At 66.9% G+C, this 20,239-nt stretch carries 19 protein-coding genes; 10 read left to right on the top strand and 9 right to left on the bottom strand.

Going from position 1 to position 20,239, the window contains the following annotated elements:
• The first annotated feature begins 103 nt into the window (after positions 1 to 103).
• Together API01S_RS07395 and API01S_RS07390 are read left to right on the top strand one after the other, a co-directional pair.
• The gene (locus API01S_RS07395; RefSeq protein ID WP_006217593.1) at positions 104 to 643 is read left to right on the top strand and encodes a bifunctional alanine racemase/tRNA (adenosine(37)-N6)-threonylcarbamoyltransferase complex ATPase subunit type 1 TsaE; all 540 of its coding nucleotides are present in this window, start codon (positions 104 to 106) and stop codon (positions 641 to 643) included.
• Positions 571 to 1,953: an N-acetylmuramoyl-L-alanine amidase gene (locus API01S_RS07390; protein WP_006217592.1), complete on the top strand. Its 1,383-nt coding sequence runs from the start codon at positions 571 to 573 to the stop codon at positions 1,951 to 1,953. The genes API01S_RS07395 and API01S_RS07390 overlap by 73 nt, the downstream gene beginning before the upstream one ends.
• Positions 1,954 to 2,027: 74 nt before the next feature.
• Here the strand turns inward: API01S_RS07390 and API01S_RS07385 are convergent, their stop codons facing one another.
• Entirely contained in the window at positions 2,028 to 2,663 is a 636-nt protein-coding gene (locus API01S_RS07385) for a VTT domain-containing protein (RefSeq protein ID WP_082305951.1), read from the bottom strand.
• Between the two features lie 103 nt (positions 2,664 to 2,766).
• Between API01S_RS07385 and mutL the strand changes: the two genes are divergently transcribed.
• On the top strand, positions 2,767 to 4,779 hold the full coding sequence (gene mutL, locus API01S_RS07380) for a DNA mismatch repair endonuclease MutL (RefSeq protein WP_061304028.1): 2,013 nt from the start codon (positions 2,767 to 2,769) through the stop codon (positions 4,777 to 4,779).
• 2 nt (positions 4,780 to 4,781) lie between these two features.
• The gene (gene miaA, locus API01S_RS07375; protein ID WP_174544668.1) at positions 4,782 to 5,747 is read left to right on the top strand and encodes a tRNA (adenosine(37)-N6)-dimethylallyltransferase MiaA; all 966 of its coding nucleotides are present in this window, start codon (positions 4,782 to 4,784) and stop codon (positions 5,745 to 5,747) included.
• 66 nt (positions 5,748 to 5,813) lie between these two features.
• On the opposite strand, the gene bioD is transcribed toward miaA, so the two are convergent.
• From bioD to API01S_RS07360, 3 genes are read right to left on the bottom strand one after another with little or no spacing between them, the layout of a single operon-like run.
• Complete coding sequence (gene bioD, locus API01S_RS07370; protein WP_061304027.1) at positions 5,814 to 7,250, bottom strand: dethiobiotin synthase; 1,437 nt, start codon at positions 7,248 to 7,250, stop codon at positions 5,814 to 5,816.
• On the bottom strand, positions 7,250 to 7,942 hold the full coding sequence (locus API01S_RS07365; protein ID WP_061304024.1) for an alpha/beta fold hydrolase: 693 nt from the start codon (positions 7,940 to 7,942) through the stop codon (positions 7,250 to 7,252). The genes bioD and API01S_RS07365 overlap by 1 nt, the downstream gene beginning before the upstream one ends.
• A complete protein-coding gene (locus API01S_RS07360) occupies positions 7,939 to 9,126 on the bottom strand; it encodes an aminotransferase class I/II-fold pyridoxal phosphate-dependent enzyme (protein ID WP_061304022.1) in 1,188 nt (395 codons plus the stop codon). Before API01S_RS07360 ends, API01S_RS07365 begins: the two co-directional genes overlap by 4 nt.
• A gap of 149 nt (positions 9,127 to 9,275) precedes the next feature.
• On the opposite strand from API01S_RS07360, the gene API01S_RS07355 reads away from it, so the two are divergent.
• Positions 9,276 to 10,544, top strand: coding sequence for an adenosylmethionine--8-amino-7-oxononanoate transaminase (locus API01S_RS07355; RefSeq protein ID WP_061304020.1), 1,269 nt, complete (start codon positions 9,276 to 9,278; stop codon positions 10,542 to 10,544).
• Positions 10,545 to 10,679: 135 nt separating this feature from the next.
• Here the strand turns inward: API01S_RS07355 and purM are convergent, their stop codons facing one another.
• Positions 10,680 to 11,729, bottom strand: coding sequence for a phosphoribosylformylglycinamidine cyclo-ligase (purM, locus tag API01S_RS07350; protein WP_006217584.1), 1,050 nt, complete (start codon positions 11,727 to 11,729; stop codon positions 10,680 to 10,682).
• A gap of 393 nt (positions 11,730 to 12,122) precedes the next feature.
• Between purM and hda the strand changes: the two genes are divergently transcribed.
• The 4 genes from hda to API01S_RS07330 are packed head-to-tail and all read left to right on the top strand — an operon-like array spanning position 12,123 to position 15,395.
• Positions 12,123 to 12,824, top strand: coding sequence for a DnaA regulatory inactivator Hda (gene hda / locus API01S_RS07345; protein WP_006217582.1), 702 nt, complete (start codon positions 12,123 to 12,125; stop codon positions 12,822 to 12,824).
• A complete protein-coding gene (locus API01S_RS07340; protein WP_006217581.1) occupies positions 12,821 to 13,519 on the top strand; it encodes an HAD family hydrolase in 699 nt (232 codons plus the stop codon). The genes hda and API01S_RS07340 overlap by 4 nt, the downstream gene beginning before the upstream one ends.
• Positions 13,520 to 14,902, top strand: a complete 1,383-nt coding sequence (gene pcnB, locus API01S_RS07335; RefSeq protein WP_006217580.1) for a polynucleotide adenylyltransferase PcnB — start codon at positions 13,520 to 13,522, stop codon at positions 14,900 to 14,902.
• Positions 14,903 to 14,906: 4 nt separating this feature from the next.
• Entirely contained in the window at positions 14,907 to 15,395 is a 489-nt protein-coding gene (locus API01S_RS07330) for a 2-amino-4-hydroxy-6-hydroxymethyldihydropteridine diphosphokinase (protein WP_061304018.1), read from the top strand.
• Positions 15,396 to 15,415: 20 nt separating this feature from the next.
• Here API01S_RS07330 and API01S_RS07325 read toward each other — a convergent pair whose 3' ends face one another.
• The 4 genes from API01S_RS07325 to API01S_RS07310 are packed head-to-tail and all read right to left on the bottom strand — an operon-like array spanning position 15,416 to position 19,159.
• Entirely contained in the window at positions 15,416 to 16,312 is an 897-nt protein-coding gene (locus tag API01S_RS07325) for a sugar kinase (protein WP_061304016.1), read from the bottom strand.
• Complete coding sequence (locus API01S_RS07320) at positions 16,309 to 17,142, bottom strand: HpcH/HpaI aldolase/citrate lyase family protein (protein WP_061304014.1); 834 nt, start codon at positions 17,140 to 17,142, stop codon at positions 16,309 to 16,311. The genes API01S_RS07325 and API01S_RS07320 overlap by 4 nt, the downstream gene beginning before the upstream one ends.
• On the bottom strand, positions 17,139 to 18,332 hold the full coding sequence (locus API01S_RS07315; RefSeq protein WP_061304012.1) for a CaiB/BaiF CoA transferase family protein: 1,194 nt from the start codon (positions 18,330 to 18,332) through the stop codon (positions 17,139 to 17,141). The genes API01S_RS07320 and API01S_RS07315 overlap by 4 nt, the downstream gene beginning before the upstream one ends.
• On the bottom strand, positions 18,329 to 19,159 hold the full coding sequence (locus API01S_RS07310; RefSeq protein WP_061304010.1) for an HTD2 family dehydratase: 831 nt from the start codon (positions 19,157 to 19,159) through the stop codon (positions 18,329 to 18,331). Before API01S_RS07310 ends, API01S_RS07315 begins: the two co-directional genes overlap by 4 nt.
• Before the next feature lie 153 nt (positions 19,160 to 19,312).
• Here API01S_RS07310 and API01S_RS07305 point away from each other — a divergent pair, with 153 nt between their 5' ends.
• Positions 19,313 to 20,206, top strand: a complete 894-nt coding sequence (locus tag API01S_RS07305; protein ID WP_050728066.1) for a LysR family transcriptional regulator — start codon at positions 19,313 to 19,315, stop codon at positions 20,204 to 20,206.
• The last annotated feature ends 33 nt before the right edge of the window (positions 20,207 to 20,239 follow it).

Raw genomic sequence — 20,239 nt, 5'->3', positions numbered from 1 at the left:
ATATTGAGAATAGCAATCAGTTCGTAGATTAGCAGAAACCCGCATTCCTATAATTGCGGAAATCCGTAATCCCTTCACCGTTTTTTACCACTCGCCCCGCGCCATGTCCGCCCCTCTTTGCAGCCTGACCTTGCACCTGCCCGACGAAGCCGCCACGGAATCGCTGGCGCGGCAGCTTGCCCCTTTGGTTTCCGAGGGAAAAACGGGGCCGGCTGGCGCCTGCATCCACCTGCAAGGCGACCTGGGCGCGGGCAAAACGGCGTTCACACGGGCCCTGTTGCGGGAATGTGGCATCACCGGTCGAATCAAAAGTCCCAGCTACGCGCTGCTTGAATCCTATAAAGTTTCTAACTTATACTTCTATCATCTTGATTTTTATAGATTTAGTGATTCGCGCGAATGGTTGGACGCAGGATTTCGGGATTTACTGCGTGAAGACGCGGTGGTTTTGATCGAATGGCCGGAGCGGGCCGAGGGCCTTTTGCCCCCGCCCGACTTGCTGATTTCCCTGGCTTATGCCGATGAGGGCCGCGACGCCACCCTGACCGCGTACACCGCACGAGGACAAACATGGTTGAACGCGATTGTCCCCCCGCCCAAGACGGCGCCCTTCCCTCGGCAGGCGCCACCCGGCGCCGCCTGATCAGCGTAGCCGCCACTCTGCTCGTCTTGCCGGTCCTGCCGCGCCTGGCGCAGGCGGCAACGATCCTGGCCGTACGTACCTGGCCGGCTGATGAATACACCCGCGTCACACTGGAACTGGACAGCGAACTCAAAGCGGAACAATTCACGCTTGAAAATCCCCATCGCCTGGTGGTCGATATCGAAGGCCTGACGATCAGTGCAGCCCTGAACGACCTGGTCTCGAAAGTCCGCCCCGACGACCCCTATATCCAAAGCCTGCGCGTCGCGCAGAACCGCCCCAACGTGGTGCGGCTGGTGTTCGACCTGAAGCAGCCCGTGGCGCCGCAGGTGTTCACCCTCAAGCCCGTCGCCGATTATCAGTACCGGCTGGTGCTGGACCTGTATCCGAAGATCGCCCAGGATCCGCTGATTGCGATCCTGAACAAAAGCGGTCCCGACGTGGACGATCCGCTGGCGCGCATCCTGGAAGACATCCAGCGCAACCCCGTCACCCGCGCCGACCCGCCCGAAGCGCCTCGCGTGCGCGGCCAGCAGCCCGCGCCGCCGCTGCCCACCGCACCCAAGCCGCCCCCGGCCACTGCCGGACGGGGTAAACAGCGCATGCTGACCATCGCGCTGGATCCGGGCCATGGCGGCGAAGATCCCGGCGCCATCGGCAGCAGCGGCCTGCGCGAAAAAGACGTGGTGCTGCGCATCGCCCGGCGTCTGAAGGCGCTGATCGACAGCCAGCCCTACATGCGCGCCTACCTGACCCGCGACGACGATTACTTCGTGCCGCTGCACGTGCGCGTACAGAAGGCCCGCCGCGTGCATGCCGACCTGTTCATCTCGATCCATGCCGACGCCTGGGTCAAGCCGTCGGCCAACGGATCCTCGGTTTTCGCGCTGTCGCAACGCGGCGCCAGCAGCGCGCAGGCGCGCTGGATGGCCGACAAGGAAAACGCGGCCGACTTGATCGGTGGCGTCAACCTGGGCAGCCACGACCGCCAGGTGGCCAAGGTGCTGCTCGACCTGTCCACCACCGCGCAGATCAACGATTCGCTCAAGGTCGGCAATGCCTTCCTGGACGAGATCAAGAAAATCAACCGCCTGCACAAGAACAGCGTCGAACAGGCCGGCTTCGCCGTCTTGAAGGCGCCGGACATTCCGTCCGTGCTGGTCGAAACCGCCTTCATCAGCAACCCGCAGGAAGAAGCCCTGCTGCGCAGCAATTCGCATCAGGACAAGCTGGCGCAAGCCATGATGACCGGCATCCAGCGTTACTTCACGGCCAACCCGCCTCTGGCGCGGCTGGGCGACGTCAGCTGAACCTGCTGACGTAAAAAGGGGCGATGCGCTTCACAGCGCATCGCCCCTTTTTTATCCGGCGCGCAAGCGGTTCTCTACGCCCGCCGCGATTTGATCAGCTTGAACACGCCGGCGCCCACCACGGGTACGATGGCGGCGGCCAGGCCCAACAACACGATGGTGTTCAGGTGTTCGCGCACCAGCGGGATGTTGCCGAAGAAATAACCCGCCGCCACCAGGCTGACCACCCAGAGCAGCGCGCCCAGGATGTTGAACAGCTGGAAGCGCGACATCGACATATCTGCCACGCCCGCCACGAAGGGCGCGAACGTGCGCACGACCGGAATGAAGCGCGACATGACAATCGTCTTGCCGCCATGCTTTTCGTAGAACGCGTGAGTGCGCATCAACGCGCCCCGATCCAGGAAGCGCAGGTTCATGGAGAACACGCGCGGGCCGATGTAGCGCCCTATCATGTAGTTCAGCGTGTTCCCGGAAATGGCCGCGACGATCAGCAGCACCGCCATCAAGACCGGATCGATATGGCCCGTGGCGCCAAACGCGCCCGCGATGAACAAAAGGGAATCGCCCGGCAGGAACGGCAGCACGACCAAGCCGGTTTCGGCGAATACGATCAGGAACAGCACCAGGTACACCCACACGCCGTATTGCGCGACCCAGACGCCCAGCGTCTTGTCGATGTGGAGCACCATATTGAAAAATTCGAGCATTCAGCGGCCTGGAAGTCGGGGAGGAAGATTAAACCTCCGCGACTATAGCCCACCCGCCCATGACGCTAAAATCGTCCACACAGCACCACCAGACTTAAGCCTAATGACAGAACGCCGTTCCATTCTTGCGCTTCCCGACCTGTTGATCAGCCAGATCGCCGCTGGCGAGGTCATCGAGCGGCCCGCCTCCGTGCTCAAGGAAATCCTTGAGAACGCCATCGACGCCGGCGGCCGCGCCATCGAAGTGCGCCTGGAGGGCGGAGGCATCCGCCGCATCGCCGTGACGGATGATGGCGGCGGCATCCCGCCCGACGAATTGCCGCTGGCGCTGGCGCGCCACGCCACCAGCAAGATCCGGTCGCTGAACGAACTGGAATCGGTGGCGTCCATGGGGTTCCGGGGCGAAGCGCTGGCTTCGATCGCGTCGGTGGCGCAGGTGACCATCATTTCACGCACGCGCGACGGCGAGCACGCTTGGCAGATCGACGCGGGCAGCATGCAGGTCAGCCCCGCGTCCGGCCCGCCCGGCACCACCGTCGATGTGCGCCAACTGTTCGACGCGGTGCCCGCCCGGCGCAAATTCCTGCGCTCCGAAGCCACGGAATTCGGCCATTGCGTGGATGCCATGGAGCGCATCGCGCTGGCGCATCCGCAGATCGCCTTCCGCCTGTTCCACCATGATCGCGCACAGCGCCAATGGCTGCCGGCCGAACCGCCCCAACGCATCCGCGACGTGCTGGGCGCGGAATTCGCCGAACACGGCCTGCTGCTGTCGCATTCCGTGGGCACCGTCAGCCTGGCCGGCATGATCACCCGCCCGACCGCCGCGCGCGCCCGGGCCGACCGCCAATATCTCTACGTGAACGGGCGTTACGTGCGCGACCGCACGGTCAGCCACGCGCTGCGCGCGGCCTACGCCGACGTGCTGCATGGCGACCGCCAGCCCGCCTACGTGCTGTTCCTGGACATCGACCCCGCCGCCGTGGACGTGAACGTGCACCCGGCCAAGCACGAGGTCCGCTTCCGCGACAGCGGCGCCGTGCACCGCTTCGTCTCGCATGCCGTCGGCCAGACGCTGGCGCAGACGGGCGGCTCGTCCGCCGTCGCGCCCGCGCAGCAAGAGGCCGCAGCACAAGCCGATGCCGGCACGGGCGGCCAGGCGAACGCCGACGAAGACGGCGGCTTTGAAACCGTCGCACGCACAACCGTGGCCTCCCACGGTGGCGCGTCCTTGAGTAATGGCGGCACATCCTTAAGCTCGGGCGGCGCGTCGCCAAGCACCGGTGGCGCGGCCTCGGCGTCCGGCGCGGCCCGCCCAGGCTACAGCGGCCAGAACGCCGCCTACGGCCTGCGCCCCTCGCCGCCCGCACAGCGCGCCCACACGCAGGTGCCGTTCCGTCTGCATGCCGAACCCGCGGGCATTCCCGCCGCCGACTGGCAATCGCTGTACCGCCCGCTGAACGACGACACGGCCCCCAAGGTCACCCCCGTCAGCGAGCCCCGCCCCGCCCCCACGCTGCCCGCCGACGAAGAGCATCCGCTGGGCATGGCGCTGGCGCAGTTGCACGGCATCTACATCCTGGCGCAGAACCGCCGGGGCATGGTGCTGGTGGACATGCACGCCGCCCACGAGCGCGTCGTCTACGAACAGCTCAAGCAGGCGCTGGACGCCCGCAGCCTGCCGCGCCAGGACCTGCTGGTGCCCGTGGTGTTCCACGCGCAGGAAAAGGACGTGGCACTGATCGAGGAATTCGAAGAGCAGCTGGGCGAGCTGGGTTTTGAAATGCGGCCGTCTGGCCCCACCTCGATCGCCGTGCGCTCCGTGCCGGCAATCCTGGCGCGTGGCGACATCGAAACGCTGGCGCGCGCCGTGCTGCGCGACCTGGGCGCGGTGGGCGTGTCGCGCCTGTTGACCGAACAACGCAACGAACTGCTCTCGACCATGGCTTGCCATGGTTCGGTGCGCGCCAACCGCAAGCTGACCGTCGAAGAAATGAACGGGTTGCTGCGGCAGATGGAAGCGACTGAACGCGCCGACCGGTGCAACCATGGCCGCCCCACCTGGGTGCAGTGGTCCGTGTCCGACCTGGACAAGCTCTTTCTGCGCGGACAATAAGCTTGCCCTCTTCCCTGCCCTCCGATCTGCCGCCGGTCATCTGCCTGGCCGGCCCCACGGCCGCTGGCAAAAGCGCGTCCACGCTGGCGCTTGCCGAGCGCTGGCCCATGGAGATCGTCAACGTCGATTCGGCCACCATCTACCGGGGCATGGACATCGGCACCGCCAAGCCCTCGCCCGAGGAACAGGCGCGCGTGCCCCAGCATCTGCTGGACATCCTGGACCCCGCGCAATCGTATTCGGCCGCTGAGTTCCGCGCCGATGCGCTGCGCCTGATCGACGAGATCCGCGCGCGCGGGCGTGTGCCGCTGTTGGCTGGCGGCACGATGATGTATTACAAGGCGCTGCGCGAGGGTCTGGACGATCTGCCCCAGGCCGACCCCGCGCTGCGCGCCGAGATCGAAGCGCGCGCCGCCATCCAGGGCTGGCCCGCGCTGCATGCCGAGCTGGCGCTGCTGGACCCCATCACGGCCGCGCGCCTCGCGCCCAATGACAGCCAGCGTATCCAGCGCGCACTGGAAATCTGCCAGCTGACGGGCCAGCCCATGTCCGCGCTGCTGTCGCGCGGCCAGCAAAAGCCGGTCGACGACGCCAACCATTACCTGACCATCAGCCTCGAACCCTCGGACCGCGCCGCGCTGCATGCGCGCATCGAACAACGCTTTGACGCCATGCTGGCCAATGGCCTGCTGGACGAGGTGCGCGCGCTGCGCACCCGGCCCGACCTGCATCCGGGCCTGCCGTCGGTGCGTTGCGTGGGCTATCGGCAGATGTGGGCGCATCTGGATGGCGAGGTCGATCTTGCCACCGCCCGCGAACAGGGCATCGCGGCCACGCGCCAGTTGGCCAAGCGCCAGATCACCTGGCTGCGCGCCCAGCCCGACCGCGTCATCGTTGATTGCCTGGCAAGCGATGCCGTCGCGCAGACCATCGACGCGGTGGCCTTGGCGCTGTCAGCGCCGCGCTAGCCCGCCATCAAACGTACGAAAGCCCGGCAAATCGCGCCGCGCTATTCCGCGTGAAGCTTATTTACCCTACGTTGCCGACTGCGGTTCAAGGCCCGCTACCGCCAGGCATTCCGCTAGTGGCGGAATTGCCTGCGCCAGCGTTGCGACCGTTGCGGCGTCAATGTGCGCCAGCGACGGGATTTCGGCCAGCACCCGAACGTCGCCGAAGCGTTCGATGGCTTCCTTGTTGCCGGGGGACAGCGGGCCGCTCATGACCACGCCCAGAATCGGGATGCCACGGCGCTTGAGCGCTTCCAGACTAAGCAGCGTGTGGTTGATGGTGCCCAGGCCGCTGCGCGCCGCCAGCACCACGGGCATGTCCAGGCGCGCGATCAGGTCGATCATCATGTGCGTGTCGTCGATGGGCACGTATAGGCCGCCTGCGCCTTCCACGATCAGCGGCGCCGTGGTGCTCGGGGGCACGATGCTGGTTGCGTCGACGACGGTGTCTTCCAGCGTGGCCGCGGCCCAGGGCGACAGGGGCGCTTGCAGCACGTACGCCGGCAGATGCAGGCGTTCGGGCGGCAGTTGCGCCAGTTGCGCCACGGTGTCGGTGTCGCCGGGCTCTGCGGATACGCCGGTCTGCACCGGCTTCCAGTAGTCGGCGTTCCAGGCGCGCGCGAGGATGGCGGACACCAGCGTCTTGCCGATGCCGGTGTCAGTGCCGGTCACGAAAACCCCGGCGGGGCGTTGCGTCGATTTTTTCCACATACCGTAGGCCAGGTGATACGTCACCGTGGCTCCTTGTTCGTCAAACGCCGCCAGCACACGACGCAGCGCCGCCGCTGATAGCGGCGGGCGTCCGGGCGCGGGCGTGGTGGCGCCGATGCCTTTCAGGCCTTTCAGGAAAGTCAGGCCATCAGGATGATTTTGTATCAGCCGTTCGCCGCGCACGCCACCGGCCAGATTGCTCATGGCGGGACGGATGAGCTCGCACGGCGGGTAGGACGGCGTGGCAGCCACAAAACCCACCGCCCGATGCGCGTCCTGCCATTCGGCGAAGGTACTGGCGGCCAGCGTCGCCACGGCCAGATGCCCGCCCGGCGCCAGCAGCGCGGCCAGCCGGCCCAGACCGGCGTTCAGGTCGTTGAACCACTGCACGGCCAGGCTGGAGCAGATCAGGTCGTACTCGCCATCCAGCGCTTGAGGGTGTTCGCCGTCCAGTAACTGGAAGCGCGCCGTGCCGGGTAGCGCGGGGCCACTCCGGGCGGCGGCGAGCATGGCGGGAGAGATGTCGGTGATGGTCCAGTCCGCCTCGCCCAGCCGGCGCGCCAGGGCCTGGGTCAGCAAACCGGTGCCGCAGCCGATCTCCAGAATGCGAGGACGCGCGGGCAAGCGCAGGCTAGCGATGTCGCTGGCGAGCCGCTCGGCGGTGATGCGCTGGATGGGCGCGTGGTGTTCATAGCGGTGGGCGGCAGCGCCGAAGCGGGCGCCGACCTGGGCGTTGCGGGGCAAAGCTTGCATCAGGCCGCACGCCCCACGCGTTCGATGAAACCGGCGATGTGGCGCGCGCACCAGGGCGCGGCCGACACCGGCAACAAATGTCCGCCGTGTTCCAGATCGTGCCGTTCGTCACCGGGGCGGCCGCCGAACGCGGCTTGTGTCATGGCGGCGGGAACGATGGGGTCGTCCCGTCCGGCCAGTATCAGCAAGGGAACGGGCAGCGCCGCCAAGGCGTCGCGCTGGTCTTCGTCGCGCAAGGCTTCCAGGTCGCGGGCCAGCGGTTCCAGGCGGGGTTCGCCGAAGGCGGACGCGTCGCCGCAACGCTCGCGAAAGTCTTGCACGACGGCGGCGGGGTCGGCAGACAGCCGCTTGATCATGCGATCCAGCATGCGACGCGGCACGCCGGCGTCAAAGTCCGGCGCGGCGCCAAAGCGCGGGAACCCGTTGATCGACACCAGGCCCACACAGCCAGCCGGCAGATCCTGCAACAAGCGCAGCACGCCCAGCGAATGGCCGATGGCGATGACGGGGCGGCTGGCGGGATCGATGGCCGGGTGATTGCCCCGGCTGAGGGCTGCGGCCGGCGATTGCGCGGCGCCGAAGTAACCGGCATCGGCAACGGCTTGCGGCCAGGCGCCAAGTTCGGCGCGCAGCGGCGTCCAGACCGACGCATCAAACGCCCAACCATGTACAAAGAGCAGCGTGGGGGTCATGCCAGCACCGCCTTGATGCCATCGATCAGTTGCGCAACGTCGGCGTCGCTATGCGCGGCGCTGAGGGTCAGGCGCAGGCGGCTGGTGCCAGCGGGCACGGTGGGCGGGCGGATGGCCACGGCCAGCAGGCCAAGGCGTTCCAGCTTGGCCGCCATGTCCAGCGCGCGCGCTTCGTCGCCCACCAGGGCGGGCACGATCTGCGTGGAGGAATCGCCCGTGTCCAAACCCATGTCTCGCAACGCGGCGCGCAGTTGGTCACCGCTTGCGGCAAGCCTGGCGCGCTCGGCGTCCAAGGTGGGCACCAGGTCCAGCGCAGCATCCATCGCGCCCAGCACGGCGGGCGGCAGCGCCGTCGTGTAGATAAAGCCGGAGCAGGTGTTGATCAGGTAGTCGCACAGCGCGCGCGACCCGGCCACATAGGCGCCGAATCCGCCCAGCGCCTTGCTGAACGTGCCCATCGCCAAGTCGATACGCCCAGGAGCCAAGCCCGCCAACCCCATGCCGCCCGGACCCAGCACGCCGGTGGCATGCGCTTCGTCCAGGTAGACAAAGGCTTGATAGCGGTCGGCCAGCTCGGCCAGCCGGACTACGTCGGTTCGGTCGCCGTCCATGCTGAAGACGCTTTCCGTGACGATGAAGCGGGACACGGGCTTGCCCGCGCCGAGCTCTGCGCGAGCGGCGAGCAGGCTTTGCAGGTGATCCAGGTCGTTGTGCCGGAACCGGATCTGCTTGACCCCGGCCGCTTGGCAACCCTGGTGCAGGCTGGCGTGATTGAGCTTGTCGGCGTACAGCTCGATGTCGCCCAGATTCGCGGCGGCGCGAAGCAGGGCCGGCAGCACGGCAGCGTTGGCCTGCCAGCCCGAGGCCAGCAGCAACGCGGCCTCGGTGCCTTTCAGGCGAGCCAGCTTGGCCTCCACCTGTTCGTGCAAGTCCAGATTGCCGCATACCAGCCGCGACGCTTGCGCGCCCGCGCCATGGCGGGCCGCCCATTGCCCAGCGCGTTCGATCAGCAGCGGGTGCTTGGACAGGCCCAGGTAATCATTGCTGGAAAAGTTCAGCACGGGGGCCCCGTTGACCACAATGCGCCCGGGCGGCGCGGCCGTGGCGGTACGCAGGCGGCGGCGTACGCGGCGGGTGTCGGCGGCGGCCAACTCGGAGAAAAACAGCGAATCCAGCTTAGACATCGATCGTTCCGGCAGCGGCCGGGCAAGGGGAATGCCCGTGCCAAGCCGTAGAATGCGGGCCATTGTAGTGGAGGCGCGCACGGCGTTTTCCGGCGTCCGGGACGCCAGGAATGCCATGAGACGGCGCCGGTTTTTTCGGAGTTTCAACCATGCACACGCCTGACTGGGTGGCCCAGGGCCAACCTCATATCTGGCTTCCCTATGCCCAAATGAAAACAGTGACGCCGCCGTTGCCCGTCGTGCGCAGCCACGGCAGCCGGCTGGAACTGGCGGACGGGCGCAGCCTGATCGATGGCGTGGCATCCTGGTGGACGGCCTGCCATGGGTACAACCATCCGCACATCGCCCAGGCGGTGCGCGCGCAATTGGACGCCATGCCGCACGTGATGTTCGGCGGCCTGACCCACGAGCCCGCACTGACCCTCGCGCGCCGCCTGGCCGGCCTGCTGGGGCCGGGCCTGGACCGCGTCTTCTACACCGACTCCGGGTCGGTGGCGGTAGAGGTCGCCATGAAAATGGCGGTGCAGTTCTGGCTGAACCAGGGCGAGCGTGGCCGCAGCCGCTTCCTGGCATTCCGGGGCGGCTACCACGGCGATACCTTCGGCACAATGGCCGTGTGCGACCCCGAGGACGGCATGCACAGCCTGTACCGTGGCATGCTGGCCGAGCACGACATCGTGGACCTGCCGCGTGACGACGCCTCCTACGCCGCGCTGGATCACTACCTGCAAGCGCGCGCGCCGCAACTGGCGGGCATTCTCGTCGAGCCACTGGTGCAGGGCGCGGGCGGGATGCTGCTGCATGAGCCCGACGTGCTGCGCCGCTTGCGCAAGCTGGCCGACCGCCACGGCCTGCTGCTGATCTTCGACGAGATCTTCACCGGCTTCGGGCGCACCGGCACCCTGTTTGCCTTTGAGCAGGCCGGCATCAAGCCGGACATCATCACCTTGTCCAAGGCGTTGACGGGCGGCACGCTGCCGCTGGCCGCCACGGTGGCCAGCAATCGCGTGTTCGACGCCTTCTGGTCCGACAACCCGGCGCACGCGCTGATGCACGGCCCCACGTTCATGGGCAATGCGCTGGCCTGCGCGGCCGCCAATGCCTCGCTGGACCTGTTCGAGTCCGAACCCCGGCTGGCGCAGGCGCAAGCCTTGTCCGTGGCCTTGGCGGCCGGCCTGGAACCCTGCCGCGAGCTGCCCTGGGTGCGCGACGTGCGTGTGCTGGGCGCAATCGGTGTGGTGGAGCTGGACAACATCATCGACCGCGAAGCCTTGAAGCGCCGGCTGGTCGATGCGGGCGTGTGGGTGCGCCCCTTCGGCAACGTCGTGTACCTGACGCCGGCGCTGACGATCGATGGCGACGACTTGGCCACGTTGATCCGCGCGGTGGTCGCCGTGCTGCGCCAGCAACGTCCCTGATCCGGCGTGGCGCACCGCAGGTCTCATGCACCTGAAGGCACCGCCATAGCCCGATCAACCAAGAAAAAACCCGCCAGCGGCGGGTTCATTCATACGCAGAACAAGCCCGGGACGGCGTCCCGGGCGCGGCGGGCATCAGACCACGAAGGTCTGCGCCATGCCTTCGGTCTGTTCGACGATTTCGCCGATCTTGTTGACCGTTTCGCCCTGCTCGCGCAAGGTCGCGGCGATAGCGTCGGCCTGGGCCGCATCCACCACCAGCACCATGCCGATGCCGCAGTTGAAGACGCGGTGCATTTCGGTGTCTTCCACGCCGCCCTGCTCTTGCAGCCACTGGAACAGCTTGGGCATTTCCCAGCCGTCGCGGGACAGCTTGGCCGACAGGCCGGCTTGCAGGATGCGCGGCACGTTGTCCAGCAGACCGCCGCCGGTGATGTGGGCCAGGCCCTTGATGGCGGTGCCATGCTTGGCCAGCGCGGCCAGCACCTGCTTGACGTAGATGCGGGTCGGAGCCATCACCACGTCAACCAGCGGCTGGCCGTGGAAGTCGTCGGTGGGCTTGGCGCCCGCGCGTTCGATGATCTTGCGCACCAGCGAAAAACCGTTGGAATGCACGCCGCTGGAGGCCAGGCCCAGCACCACGTCGCCCGGCTTGATCGACTTGCCGTCGATGATCGCGGACTTTTCCACCGCGCCCACCGCGAAGCCGGCCAGGTCGTATTCGCCGTCCGGGTACATGCCCGGCATTTCGGCGGTTTCACCGCCGATCAGTGCGCAACCCGACAATTCGCAGCCCTTGGCAATGCCGCCCACCACCGACGCCGCCGTGTCCACCGAAAGCTTGCCGCAGGCGAAGTAGTCCAGGAAGAACAGGGGCTCGGCGCCCTGCACCAGGATGTCGTTGACGCTCATGGCGACCAGGTCGATGCCGACGGTGTCGTGGCGGTTCCACTCGAACGCCAGGCGCAGCTTGGTGCCCACGCCGTCGGTGCCCGACACCAGCACGGGCTCGTTGTACTTCTTGGGCACTTCGAACAGCGCGCCAAAGCCGCCGATACCGGCCAGCACCCCGGGACGCATGGTGCGCGCGGCGAGGGGTTTGATACGGTCGACCAGGGCGTCGCCTGCGTCGATGTCGACACCGGCATCGCGGTAGGTCAAGGGGGCTTTAGGTTGATTCGTCATGAGAAATGCCGTGGGGTATGTAACAATTGCTGGGAATTTGGTGGAACGCCCCGCATTTTACGATGTTGCGGGCCTGTGCAGGGTTCGGACTGGCCGGGCGCCGCGAAAGCGGCTGGGGCGGGCCGGGCTGGCCGGGGGGGCAAAAAGGGCGCAAACCCAAGCCTGGCAAAGCCCTTGAGCGCGACACCATCCCCCCAGGTGGTTTAAAGTGTTGGGTTGGCCGGTATGGATTTTGCCAGTTTCTGGCGGGCAATACCCGAATCGGCCCCGTGTATCACCGTTTTTTGGCTTTTCTGGCAACACCGGCATGCCCATCGCGCCGCAGCGAGCCTTGCGTGGCCCCTACCGCGCAGGCCTTTGGAAGTACCGAACAAGCCTGATTGATAACCTCTCATGAACCGCCAGCTGCTGCTCGACGTTCTTCCCGCGCCAGCGCCATCGCTGAACAACTATATCGCCGGCCCCAACGGGGAAGCGCTGGCGGCCGTGCGCGCGCTCAATCCGGGCCGCGCGCTGTATATATGGGGCGCTGCGGGTTGCGGCCGCACCCATTTGCTGCGCGCCCTGACCGCGCGCCCCGACGCCGTTTTCATCGACCCCGCCAAGGGCGAAACGATGCTGCGCCGTCTGGCCGAAGCCGATTCGAAGTCGCCCATGCCCAAGTTCGTGGCCGTTGATGACGTGCACCGCATGGACGACAGCCGGCAGGCCGCGCTGTTCGCGCTGTACAACCGCTGGCGTGAATCCGCCGCCACCGGCCGCGCCTTCGCGCTGGCGCTGGCCGGCGACCGCGCCCCGCTTTCCATGCCGCTGCGCGAAGACCTGCGCACGCGCCTGGGCTGGGACCTGGTGTTCCGCCTGGACCCGCTGTCCGACGCCGACAAGCTGGCCGCGCTGGCCGCGCAGGCCGCCGAACGCGGCATGCACCTGGCGCCTGAAATCATCAACTGGATGCTGATTCACCACGAACGCGACATCCGCAAGCTGGCCGCGTTGATCGACGCGCTAGACCGCTATTCCCTGGCCACCGGCCGTCCCATCACCCTGCCATTGCTGCGCGCCATGCTCGCAGATCCTGATTCGCAACGCACATGACATCCCGACGTCTCGCCCTGTTCGACCTGGACCACACCCTGCTGCCGCTGGATAGCGACTATCAATGGGCCGACTATCTGGCCCGCACGGGCCGGGCAGGCGACCCCGAACAGGCCCGCCGCCAGAACGACGACCTGATGGACCGCTACAACCGCGGCGAACTCACCGCCGAACAGGCCGCTGAATTCATGCTGGGCCTGCTGGCGGCGCATTCGCCGTTCGACCTGGCCGACTGGCACGAGGAATTCATGCGCGAAGTGATCCGCCCGTCCATCACGGACGACGCACGCGCGCTGGTCCAGTCCCACCTGGACGCCGGCGACCTGTGCGCCATCGTCACCGCCACCAACAGCTTCGTCACCGCCCCCATCGCGCGCGCCTTCGGCGTGCCGCATCTGGTGGCCACCGACGCCGAATACCTGCGCGGCCGCTACACCGGCCGCATCCTGGGCACCCCCAGCTTCAAGGAAGGCAAGGTTGTACGCGTGAACGATTGGCTGTCCAATATGGGATTGGCGCTTACGGATTTCCCCGAATCGTTTTTCTATAGCGATTCGGTCAATGATGTGCCTCTGCTCGAAAAGGTGACCCGTCCGATCGCCGCCAACCCCAGCCCGACCCTGCGCACCATCGCACAGGACCGTGGCTGGCAAGTGATCGACTTGTTCGACCACATGGAAGACTCGAAGTCCTAAATGATCACTGAAACCATAAAAAAATTCGTCGGCCGCTTGTTCGCGCCGGCACCCCGGGGGCCGTTGCGCATTCCGCGCGACAAGCACGGCATTGACCGCCGCAACGTATCTCGCCACGCCATCAAGGTCTGCGAAGTCCTGCGCCAGCACGGCTACGAAGGCTATATCGTGGGCGGCGCGGTGCGCGACCTGATCGTCGGACTGGAACCGAAGGACTTCGACGTGGCCACCAACGCCACGCCCGAACAGATCCGCCCGCTGTTTCGCCGCGCGCGCATCATCGGCCGCCGCTTCCAGCTGGTGCACGTGGTGTTCGGCCAGGAAATCATCGAAACCTCGACCTTCCGCGCCCCGGCGTCCGAAGACCAGGAAACCGATGAGCACGGCCGCATCCTGCGCGACAACGTATTCGGCTCGCAGGAAGAAGACGCCAAGCGCCGCGACTTCACCATGAACGCGCTGTACTACGACCCGCACAACGAGGAAGTCATCGACTACCACAACGGCGTGGCCGACTTGAAAAAGCGCCAGGTCCGCATCATCGGCGACCCGGTCAAGCGTTACCGCGAAGATCCGGTGCGCATGCTGCGCGCGGTGCGTTTCGCGGCCAAGCTGAACGGCACGATCGACCCGGCCACCCGCGAGCCCATCAGCACGATGGCCGAGCTCATCGAAAACGTGCCGGCCTCGCGCCTGTTCGACGAAATGCTCAAGCTGCTGACCTGCGGCCACGCGATGGACTGCCTGCGCCAACTGCGCGCCGATGGCCTGCACAATGGCCTGCTGCCCTTGCTGGACGTGGTGCTGGAACAGCCGGGCGGCGAACACTTCGTCGAACTGGCGCTGGAACGCACCGACGCGCGCGTGCGCGCCGGCAAGACGATCAGCCCCAGCTTCCTGTTTGCGGCGTTGCTGTGGCAGCAGGTGGACCTGCGCTGGAAGCAGTTGCGCGCGCAAGGCGAACACACTATTCCGGCGCTGTCGCAAGCCGCCGATTCGGTGCTGGACGAACAGACCGAAAAGCTGGCCATCCAGCGCCGCTTCTCGTCGGACATGCGCGAGATCTGGTTCATGCAGCCGCGTTTCGAGCGCCGCATGGGCAAGACGATTTTCCGCATGATCGAACAACCGCGCTTTCGCGCCGCCTGCGATTTCCTGCAACTGCGCGCCGCTGCCGGCGAGTTCGACAGCGTGCTGGCGCAATGGTGGATGGACCTGGCCAACGCCGATGACGTCACCCGCGCCGAGATGATCGAAGAAGTCTCGCGCCTGCCGCGCGAAGCTGGCGACGTCGGCGGTGTCGGCCCTGCCGCGTCGACGTCCCCGCGCAAGCGTCGGCGCCCGCGCCGTTCGCCCTCGCGCGGCCCGTCCAACGCCGAGTAAGCCCGTGTCGCCTTCCCCGGTCCGCGCCTATATCGGCCTGGGCGCCAACCTGGGCGACAGCGCGGCCACCTTGCGCGACGTGCTGGCCGAACTGCAAACCACGGACGGCATCGACGCGGTGACGGCGTCGCCGTTCTACCGCAGCGCGCCAGTCGATGCCACCGGCCCCGATTTCATCAATGCCGTGGCGGCGCTGGACACGCGCCTGCCGCCCCTGGCCCTGCTGGATGCGCTGCAAGCGCTGGAAAACCGGCATGGCCGTGTGCGTCCGTACAGGAACGCACCACGCACGCTGGATCTGGATCTGCTGACCTACAGCGATGTGGCGATGGATCACGAACGCTTGATCCTGCCGCATCCGCGCATGCACCAGCGCGCGTTCGTGCTGCTGCCGCTGCGCGATCTGGCGCCGGACATGATCGTGCAGGGCCGGCCGATTTCTACGTGGATCTCGCTGATCCAGGATCAGCCGATCGAACGCCTGCCGGGCTGAAGCCCCGGCGCCCCTTGCCTCTACCCCTTGGCCGCGAACGCCATCATCGCCCGCTCCACGTCTTCGACATGGGGCAGGCCCGCCTCGTTGCCCAGATATTGAATCTTGTGCGCGGAAGCGGCGCGCGCGAAGGTGAAATGCTCCAGCCAGGGCAGCTCGGGCCGGTTCAGGTATGACCACACATAGGCGCCGTGGAACACGTCGCCCGCGCCCGAGGTATCGACGATGCGATGGCTTGGCACGTCCAGCGACGGCAAAGTATCTACGCGGCCCGTCTCGTCATACCAGAGCATGCCGCGTTCGCCCATCGTGACCGCGCCGATGCGGCAACCGCGCGCTTTCAGCAAATCCAGCAAACCGGCGGGACTCAAGCCTAGTTGTTCGCACATGCGCTCCGCGCACACCGCGACATCGATATGGCGCAGCAGCTCGTCGGTGTTCTCGCGCACGCCGCCGCCATCCAGCGAGGTCAGCACGCCCGCCTGGCGGCATGCGCGGGCGTAGTGCAGCGCGGCGTCGGGCTGGTGCCCGTCCAGATGCAGCGCCCGATAGCCGCTGATATCCAGCCGGGGAAAATCATTCAGGTATTGCACGTCGCGGGCGCGCACGATGGCGCGCTTGCCGTGATTCGGCATGATGAACGACAGCGACGACCGGCGCACATGCCGCGCGTGCAGCGTGATGCCGTGTGCCGCCGCCATGTCCGTGTACATATGGCCCAGCCAGTCGGGCGCCAACGAGCAGACCAGGTCGGGCGGTGTACCCAGCCGGCCGCAGGCGAACGCGGCCGTGACCGCGTTGCCGCCGAAGGAGACGGCGTAATCCCGCGCCACGCTTTTTTCGTCGCCGGTGGGCCATTCGTCGGCCAGCACGGTGACGTCGATGTAGGTGTGCCCGATAAAGAGCGCATCGCTCATGCGGGCGCCTGCTCGCCGGCCTGCGCAAGCACCAGGCGCGCGCGCGCGATAACCGGCGCATCGACCATCCTGCCGTCCAGCATGAAGGTGCCTGCCGCCGTATCTCGATGCGCGGCGATCACGCGCCGCGCCCACTCCAGCTCTTCACGCGCCGGCACGAAGGCGGCGTGGATAACGGGCACCTGCGCGGGATGAATGCACAACATGCCGCCAAAGCCCATCTGCTGCGCGCGGCTGGCCGCCTCAGCCAGCCCGGCCGTGTCCTGCACGCCAGCGAATACGCCGTCCAGCGCGGGCGCGAGGCTGGCCGCGCGGCTATGCAGCAGCACCTGCACGCGCGCGTGGTCCAGCACCGTGTCGGCGCCGGGCGTGTCGGGCGTCAGGCCCATGTCCAGTGCATAGTCCAGGCTGCCGAAAGCCAGTCGCGCCACGCCGGGCGTGGCGGCGACCTCGGACGCATTCAACAGCCCGCGCGCGGTTTCGATGATGGGAATGACGGGCAGCCCGGTCTGGGCCACGTGCCGTACCTGCGCCAGGCTTTCGGCCTTGGGCAGCAGGATGCCGGCGATGTTGGGCCGGCCACGGCAGGCTTTCAGGTCGTCGTCGTGCCACGAGGTGGACGCGTCGTTGATGCGTACCCACAAATGGGCGTCGCGGTGCGTCCCCAGGAAATCGCACAGGGCTTCGCGGGCGGACGACTTGGCCAGATGCTCGACGGCGTCTTCCAGGTCGACGATAACGGTGTCGGCGCCCGCGGCCAGCGCTTTGGGAATGCGCTCGGGGCGCGAGGCCGGCACGAACAGGGCGCTACGAACGACGGAATGCGTCACACGGCCTCCGAGGCATGCAGTTGCGCGATTTGATCTGGTGCATATCCCAGCGATGCTAGCACCGCATCCGTGTTTTCGCCCACTTTGGGCACGGCGGCCATGCGCGGCGCAAACGCGTTGCTGCTGGCCGGCGGCAGCAGCGCGGGCAACGTGCCGGCCGGGCTGTCGACCTGGCTCCAGCGGCCACGCGCCTGCAATTGCGGATGCGCCCAGACGCCGGCCATGTCGTTGACGCGGGCGTTGGCGATCTGGGCGTCTTCCAGGCGCTGCGTGACCTGTTCGATCGACAGGTCGGCGAAGGCCGCCACGATCAAATCGCGCAAGGCGTCGCGATTGGCGGTGCGCTGCGAATTCGAGATAAAGCGCGCATCTTCGGCCAGCGTGGGCTGGCGCAGCACCTGCGCGCAGAACACGCGCCATTCGCGTTCGTTTTGCAGGCCCAGCATGATGGTCGAGCCATCGCCCACCGGGAACGGCCCATAGGGGTAGATCGACGCGTGCGCCGCGCCCGCGCGCACGGGCGGCTTGGCACCCTCGAACGCGTAGTACATCGGAAAGCCCATCCACTCGACCATGCTTTCCAGCATGGAGACATCCAGGCGGCTGCCCAGGCCGGTCTTCTGGCGCAGCAGCAAGGCGTTCAGGATGGCGGAATACGCATACATGCCGGCAGCGATGTCGGCGATGGAACAGCCAGCCTTGACCGGGTCGTCCTGCGTGCCCGTGACCGACAGGAAGCCGCTTTCGCTCTGGATCAACAGGTCATACGCCTTCTTGTCCTGATAGGGACCGCCTTCGCCGTAGCCGGAAATATCGCAGACGATCAGGCGCGGATAGCGCGCGTGCAAGGCGTCGAACGACAGGCCCAGCCGCGCTGCCGCGCCCGGCGCCAGGTTTTGCACCAGCACGTCGGCCGACTCCAGCAGGCGCTGCATGACGTCGTCGGCCTCTTCGCGCTTGAGGTCCAGCGTCAGGCTTTCCTTGGAACGGTTGGTCCAGACGAAATGCGAGGACAGGCCGCGCACGCGTTCGTCGTAACCGCGCGCGAAGTCGCCGCTGCCAGGCCGTTCGATCTTGATGACGCGCGCGCCCATGTCCGCCAGTTGGCGGGTGCAGAAAGGCGCGGCGATGGCGTGTTCCAGGCTGACGACGGTAATGCCGTCCAACGGGCGGGATGCCTGTGTGCTCATTCGGTAAACCTCAGTTCGGCTTGATGGGCCAGCGTGCCGTCCTGCTCGGCCCAGAGCTGGGCGACACCCGGCTCGGTCAAGCGGCCGGCTACCTGGAAGGGCGTGGGCGAAATCAGCGGACGCAGGCCGCGGTAGCTCAGGTGCGTGGGACGCGCCTTGGGATGGGCGCGCGTAAAGGCCGCGACCATTTCGGTGGCGATCAGCGGGCCGTGTACGACCAGGCCCGGATAGCCTTCGACGTCCGTCACATAGGGATGGTCGTAATGGATGCGATGGCCGTTGAACGTCACCGCCGAATAGCGGAACAGCAGCACGGACGTGGGGTTGACGGTATCGCGCCATTGCCCGGCCGGCGCGGGCTCGCTGCCCACGAGCTTGGGCGGCGAGGGCTGGCGATAGACGATGTCCTGCTCTTCCTCGATGACGATCTCGCCGGCCTGATGGTATTGATGGTTCACGGTGACGAACAGCAGCGCGCCGGTGCGGCCGGCCTTTTCCTCGACCTTGACCACGCGGGAGACACGCTCGGCCGGCACGCCCACTTTCAAGGGCTGGCGCCATTGGACGCGGCCGCCCGCCCACATGCGGTTGCGGTCCTGCGCGGGCGGCAAAAAGCCGCCGCGTGCGGGGTGGCCATCCGTCCCCAATCCGTCCATACCCACCGTGCTGATGAAAAACGCCCATTGCCACAAGGGCGGCAAGGCATCGCCGACGCCGGGCGCCTGGCCGCCCAGGGTGGCGGCGATGCGCGCGGCGTGGCCGGGATCCATGGCGTCGGGCTTGCGTTCGCCACTGCCGATCCAGGCTGCCGGATCTGTAGAAGTCATGCCTTATATCCTTTGCTGGGGTTTTTCATAAGCGCCAAGCATGCCCGCAAGCCGTCCCCGTTGTGAATTCGTTTTTCCTCAAGGCGGGGTTTGCGGCGCCTGAATCGGCAAGCCAGCACCAGTCCCGGCGCGGCGCGCCGTAATATATGGCCCATGCACTTCGACCTAGCCGACCTACGCCTTTTCATCCACATCGCCGAATCGCCCAGCCTGACCCAGGCCGCGAAACGGGCGCATCTGTCCCTGGCCGCCGTCAGCGTGCGGATCAAGGCGCTGGAAAACCAGCTCAATTCCCGTTTGCTGTACCGCGACAGCCGGGGCGTGGAAATCACGCCCGCCGGCCAGAAACTGCTGCAACACGCCCGCGTCATCATGCGTCAGGTGGACCACCTGAAACACGACTTCCAGGAGCAATCCGACGGCGACGCGGGCCACATCCGCATCTTCGCCAACACCACGGCCGTGACCGAATTCATGCCGGACATCCTGGCGCAATTCCTGTCGGTGCACCCGGGCGTCACGGTGGACCTGCAAGAGCGGCTGACGCGCGACATCGTGCGCGGCGTGCTGGACGGCACCACCGATCTGGGCATCGTGGCCGGCCCGGTCGACGCCCCCGAGCTGCAAGCCATCCACTTCAGCACCGACCGGCTGGTGCTGGTGGTGCCTAACGGCCATCCGTTGCAAGACCAGGACAAGGTCAAGCTGGTCGATGCCGTGCGCTACCCGTTCATCACCATGCACGAAGGCTCCACGCTGGTCGCCTTCCTGCGCGACCAGTTGGAACGCAGCGGCCAACGCTTGCCGCAGCGCATCCAGCTGTACAGCTTCGATTCCATTTGCCGCATGGTGCAGGCGGGCGTGGGCATCGGCGTGATTCCCGATTCCGCCGCGCGCCGCTACGGCGCCGACACCAAGTTGCGCGTGGTGGAGCTTGATGAACCCTGGGTGGTGCGCGAACGCAAGCTGCTGGTGCGCGACATCGATGCCCTGCCCGGCTGCGCCCGCGACCTCATCGAACAGATCCAGGTGCCGCAGGCGCATTGAACGCAGGCGCGAGGCGCGGTCGCCGAAGCGGGG

The sequence above is a fragment of the Achromobacter piechaudii NBRC 102461 genome (assembly GCF_001571245.1).
Classification (GTDB): domain Bacteria; phylum Pseudomonadota; class Gammaproteobacteria; order Burkholderiales; family Burkholderiaceae_B; genus Achromobacter; species Achromobacter piechaudii.
Note: the sequence above shows the minus strand (reverse complement) of the source record. Positions and strands in the feature narration are given on the sequence as shown.

Excerpts from the sequence above, each read along its gene's own strand:
- API01S_RS07355 (WP_061304020.1), top strand. The coding sequence starts at position 9,276 with ATGCACACGCCTGACTGGGTGGCCCAGGGCCAACCTCATATCTGGCTT.
- hda (WP_006217582.1), top strand. The coding sequence starts at position 12,123 with ATGAACCGCCAGCTGCTGCTCGACGTTCTTCCCGCGCCAGCGCCATCG.
- API01S_RS07395 (WP_006217593.1), top strand. The coding sequence starts at position 104 with ATGTCCGCCCCTCTTTGCAGCCTGACCTTGCACCTGCCCGACGAAGCC.
- API01S_RS07365 (WP_061304024.1), bottom strand. The coding sequence starts at position 7,942 with ATGACCCCCACGCTGCTCTTTGTACATGGTTGGGCGTTTGATGCGTCG.
- bioD (WP_061304027.1), bottom strand. The coding sequence starts at position 7,250 with ATGCAAGCTTTGCCCCGCAACGCCCAGGTCGGCGCCCGCTTCGGCGCT.
- API01S_RS07315 (WP_061304012.1), bottom strand. The coding sequence starts at position 18,332 with ATGAGCACACAGGCATCCCGCCCGTTGGACGGCATTACCGTCGTCAGC.
- pcnB (WP_006217580.1), top strand. The coding sequence starts at position 13,520 with ATGATCACTGAAACCATAAAAAAATTCGTCGGCCGCTTGTTCGCGCCG.
- API01S_RS07325 (WP_061304016.1), bottom strand. The coding sequence starts at position 16,312 with ATGAGCGATGCGCTCTTTATCGGGCACACCTACATCGACGTCACCGTG.
- API01S_RS07340 (WP_006217581.1), top strand. The coding sequence starts at position 12,821 with ATGACATCCCGACGTCTCGCCCTGTTCGACCTGGACCACACCCTGCTG.
- API01S_RS07305 (WP_050728066.1), top strand. The coding sequence starts at position 19,313 with ATGCACTTCGACCTAGCCGACCTACGCCTTTTCATCCACATCGCCGAA.
- purM (WP_006217584.1), bottom strand. The coding sequence starts at position 11,729 with ATGACGAATCAACCTAAAGCCCCCTTGACCTACCGCGATGCCGGTGTC.
- mutL (WP_061304028.1), top strand. The coding sequence starts at position 2,767 with ATGACAGAACGCCGTTCCATTCTTGCGCTTCCCGACCTGTTGATCAGC.
- API01S_RS07310 (WP_061304010.1), bottom strand. The coding sequence starts at position 19,159 with ATGACTTCTACAGATCCGGCAGCCTGGATCGGCAGTGGCGAACGCAAG.
- API01S_RS07385 (WP_082305951.1), bottom strand. The coding sequence starts at position 2,663 with ATGCTCGAATTTTTCAATATGGTGCTCCACATCGACAAGACGCTGGGC.
- API01S_RS07390 (WP_006217592.1), top strand. The coding sequence starts at position 571 with ATGGTTGAACGCGATTGTCCCCCCGCCCAAGACGGCGCCCTTCCCTCG.
- API01S_RS07360 (WP_061304022.1), bottom strand. The coding sequence starts at position 9,126 with ATGTCTAAGCTGGATTCGCTGTTTTTCTCCGAGTTGGCCGCCGCCGAC.